Origin of the sequence: Pseudoxanthobacter sp. (assembly GCF_036822375.1) — a bacterium.
Taxonomy (GTDB): Bacteria; Pseudomonadota; Alphaproteobacteria; order Rhizobiales; family Segnochrobactraceae; genus Pseudoxanthobacter.
The window spans coordinates 1-3,782 of the sequence record NZ_DAISHT010000274.1 but is presented as its reverse complement, the minus strand read 5'-3'; the positions used below and the strand labels follow the sequence as shown (position 1 = coordinate 3,782).

General features: G+C 70.4%; 4 protein-coding genes and 1 pseudogene. 3 read left to right on the top strand and 2 right to left on the bottom strand.

Annotation, left to right across the window (positions count from 1 at the left end; all coding sequences use genetic code 11):
* Positions 1-1,235: GTP cyclohydrolase II (locus V7067_RS16315; RefSeq protein WP_334176952.1), on the bottom strand; the 1,235-nt coding region annotated here is incomplete at its 3' end.
* Between the two features lie 292 nt (positions 1,236-1,527).
* Here V7067_RS16315 and V7067_RS16310 point away from each other — a divergent pair.
* Both V7067_RS16310 and V7067_RS16305 read left to right on the top strand, forming a co-directional pair.
* A complete protein-coding gene (locus V7067_RS16310; protein ID WP_334176951.1) occupies positions 1,528-1,962 on the top strand; it encodes an EamA family transporter in 435 nt (144 codons plus the stop codon).
* A 75-nt stretch (positions 1,963-2,037) separates the two neighbouring features.
* Positions 2,038-3,009: a patatin-like phospholipase family protein gene (locus tag V7067_RS16305; RefSeq protein ID WP_334176950.1), complete on the top strand. Its 972-nt coding sequence runs from the start codon at positions 2,038-2,040 to the stop codon at positions 3,007-3,009.
* A 47-nt stretch (positions 3,010-3,056) separates the two neighbouring features.
* Here V7067_RS16305 and V7067_RS16300 read toward each other — a convergent pair whose 3' ends face one another.
* Positions 3,057-3,485 (bottom strand): nucleoside deaminase, encoded by a 429-nt coding sequence (locus V7067_RS16300; protein ID WP_334176949.1) that lies wholly within the window; start codon positions 3,483-3,485, stop codon positions 3,057-3,059.
* Between V7067_RS16300 and V7067_RS16295 the strand changes: the two are divergent.
* A pseudogene (locus V7067_RS16295) lies at positions 3,484-3,782 on the top strand (hypothetical protein); the annotation flags it as partial. The gene V7067_RS16300 and the pseudogene V7067_RS16295 overlap by 2 nt on opposite strands.

Genomic DNA, 3,782 nt, shown 5'->3' with positions numbered 1-3,782 from the left:
TCGAGCCCGCGGCCGATCACCGTGGAGGTATCGGCCGCGCCCTCCGGCGCATAATAGCCGGCCGCCTTCTTGGCCTCCAGCTCCACCGCGGCATCGGCCGGCACCAGCTCCGGCGGAATGGGAATGCGCTCGCCGATCTCGATGCCGGACCCCACCAGCGCGTCATATTTCATGTTCGACATCGACACGAAGCGGTCGATGCGGCGGATGCCGAGCCAGTGCAGCACATCGGGCATGAGCTGCTGGAAGCGGGCATCCTGCACGCCGGCCACGCACTCGGTGCGCTCGAAATAGGTGGCCGCCTGATCGCCGCCCGCCTGCCGCTTGCGGGCGTTGTAGACGAGGAACTTCGTCACCTCGCCCAGTGCCCGGCCTTCCTTGCGGTTATAGACGATGAGCCCGCCGCCGCCGGCCTGCGCGCCGCGCACGCACTCCTCGATGCCGTGGATGAGATAAGGCCGGCAGGTACAGATATCGGAGCCGAACACGTCGGAGCCGTTGCACTCGTCATGCACCCGGCAGGTCAGCCGGCGGCCGTCCCACAGGGCGGCCGGGTCGCCGAAGATATAGAGCGTGATGCCGCCGATGGGCGGCAGGAACACGTCGAGATCCGGCCGTGTGACGAGTTCCGGATACATGCCCCCGGTCTGCTCGAACAGGGTGCGGCGCAGGGCATCCTCGGCCACGCCGAAGCGCTCGGCGATGCCGGGCAGATACCACACCGGATCGACGGCTGCCTTGGTGACGGCGATCTCGCCGCTTTCCAGCATGATCGTGCCGTCGGCCCGGAGGCGGCCGAGCTTCATCGCATCGGTCAGTTCCGGCAGCGTCAGCCGCGCCCGGGTGATGGCGATGGAGGGGCGGATGTCCAGCCCTTCGGCAATGAGGTCGGCATAAGCCGTCTGGGCCATATGGCCGTAGGGGTCGAGCGACACGATGCGGCCCGGCTCGGACCACTGCGGATGGGGGCCGAGCTGCACCACCGGGGCGGTGTTGGTCAGGTCCGGGCGCTGGATGGGGTTGAGCGCGCCGGAAGAAACGGCAAGGGCGCGATAGAGCGCATAGGCCCCGCCATGGGTGCCGATCACGTTGCGATCGCCCGGCCGGCTCACCGTACCGATCACCGGCCCGCGGCTGCGCGGATCGCCCGCACCCCACCGGATCGGATGACGGATCGGCGCCCCTGCACCGGGATGGGACGTGAGACGGATGTGGGTCTGGCGATTCTGGCTCATGATCTGCTTTCGGATCGGTGCCCGCCTTCGGGGGGCGGCAGCCCGGAAGACGCCCGCGACGCACCGGATGTGCGGCACGAAAAGATGAGCCTACATCAAAACGGCCGCTTGCAAAGAGGGCGCTGCACAGCGAAGAGGCGATAACGCAAAAGCCCTCGCCGGCTGCCCGAAAGCGCGGCAGAATGGGATGATTCCGGACGTGCCGTGCCCTTGTCCCGTCCGGCCCGGCGCTGTCGCGCCCCTGCCCCGCCCCTGCCCCGCCCGCCCCGGGCGCTACACGGAGCCGCGTGCGATGCGTTCTGTCGTTCTTTCCTGGCAGCTCTGGGCGCTGCTTTCCGCCGGCTTCGCGGCGCTGACGGCGATTTTCGCCAAAGTGGGGGTCGGAGGCATCAACCCCGATTTCGCCACCCTGCTGCGCACCCTCGTGGTGGTGGCGCTGCTGGCGGTGCTGGTCACCGCAACGCACCAGTGGCAGAGCCCCGGCAGCCTGTCCGGCCGCAGCGTGGTGTTCCTCGTACTCTCGGGGCTGGCGACCGGGGCGTCGTGGCTGTGCTATTTCCGCGCGCTCAAACTCGGCGATGCCGCCCGTGTCGCACCGCTCGACAAGCTCAGCGTGGTGCTGGTGGCGGTGTTCGGCGTGCTGTTTCTGGGCGAGCGCCTTTCGGCCGTGAACTGGGCCGGCGTGGCGCTGATCGCCGCCGGCGTCGTGCTGCTCGCCCTGCGCTGACGGCGGCCGCCGTCACGCCCGCGCCGCAGCCGGATGCCATGGTTGCGAATCACGCCCCCTGCCACCGGAACCGCCATGCCTGCTGCCGATCTGCCTGCTGCCGATTTGCCTGCCGCCGATCTGCCCGATGCCGATCTGCCGGGCGCCGCTCCGTCCCGCCCCGCCCCGGCCGCCGGCGCCGCGGATGCCGGCGGGGAAGGCCTGCGCATCGGCGTGGCGCTGTCGGGCGGCGGCGCGCGCGGGCTTGCCCATGCCGCCGTCATTTCCGCCTTCGACGAAATGGGCCTGAAGCCGGCGGCCATTGCCGGCGCCTCGATCGGTGCGCTGGTGGGGGCGGGCTGGGCCGGCGGGCTGACCGGCAGCGACATTGCCGAACTCGCCCGCGCCCGCTTTGCCGACAGCCGCGCGCTGATCGCCTCGCTGTGGCAGTTGCGCCCGCAGCGCCTGTCGGACCTGTTCGGCGCCAATGCCATGGTCTCGCTCGATGCCGGGCGGGTCATCGACCTCGTGCTGCCCGGCACCCTGCCGGAGGCCATCGAAGACCTGCCGGTGCGCTTCACCGCCATCGGCACCGATTTCTACGGCTGGAACGAGGTGCGCTTTTCTGCCGGTCCGCTGAAGCCGGCGCTGGCCGCCTCCATTGCACTGCCGGCAGTGTTCCGCACCGTCAGTCACGAGGGCCGGGTGCTGATGGACGGCGGCTTCTCCAATCCGCTGCCCTTCGATGCACTGCCGCGCGCCGTCGATTTCGTGGTGGCCGTCGATGTGGTCGGCGGGCCGCAGCCCGATGCCGAGCGCCGCCAGCCCGGCCCGACCGAGGCCCTGTTCGGCGCCAGCCAGATCATGATGCAGGCCCTGATCACCGAAAAGCTGAAACACCGCCGGGCCCCGGATCTGGTGGTGCGCCCGGACATCAACCGCTTCCGCGTGCTCGACTTTCTCAAGGCCGGCGAGGTGCTGGCCGCCGCCCGCCCGGTGACCGAGGCGGTCAGGCGCGCGCTGGAGGCCGCGCTGGAAGCCCGCGAACGGACCCGCCGCGACGACTGACCGGCCGAAGACCGGACGTTCCGCGCCGGATTACCCGTGCCGCACCGTCAGCGCCGGCTGCGGAAGAAGGTGCGCAGCAGCGCCGCGCTGTCGCGCTCGGCAAGGCCGGCCACCACCTCCGGCGCATGGTGGCAGGTTGGCGATGCATAAAGCCGCACGCCGTGTTCCACCGCGCCGCCTTTTTCATCGCCGGCGCCATAATAAAGCCGGCGAATGCGGGCAAAGGAGATGGCGGCAGCGCACATCGGGCACGGTTCCAGCGTGACGTAGAGATCGCAGCCGGTCAGCCGTTCCGAACCGATCCTGCGGGCCGCGGCCCTGAGCGCGAGAATTTCCGCGTGGGCCGTCGGGTCGCGGTCGGTCAGCGTCCGGTTGGCGGCCGTTGCCAGCACCTGCCCGCCGCGCACCACCACGGCGCCGACCGGCACTTCGCCGAGCGCCGCCGCGGCGCGCGCGGCTTCAAGTGCACGCTCCATGAACCCGCTGCGCGCCGGCCCCCGCCGGCCCCCGGCCTCCCCTTCACCTGCGGACGCATCGCAACCCGTCACCGGCCCTGACCCCTGCCTGCAAAAAGCCCTGCCGTGCGCCAGAATCATGCCCGCCCGGCGAGATTGTCGTTTCTCGAAATCGTCCGCTCTGCTATCACGCCGCACCATGACCCCGACAGACAATGAAGACCAGATCGCCAGCGGCGATCCCAGCAACCATGCCGCCACGACCGGCGGCTCTGAAGCACCGGCCGGCGCGGATGCGCCCGCCAAAGCGCAAGCGAG

Bases quoted from the DNA above. Each gene is read 5' to 3' on its own strand.
- V7067_RS16300 (WP_334176949.1), bottom strand. From the start codon at position 3,485: ATGGAGCGTGCACTTGAAGCCGCGCGCGCCGCGGCGGCGCTCGGCGAA.
- V7067_RS16305 (WP_334176950.1), top strand. From the start codon at position 2,038: ATGCCTGCTGCCGATCTGCCTGCTGCCGATTTGCCTGCCGCCGATCTG.
- V7067_RS16310 (WP_334176951.1), top strand. From the start codon at position 1,528: ATGCGTTCTGTCGTTCTTTCCTGGCAGCTCTGGGCGCTGCTTTCCGCC.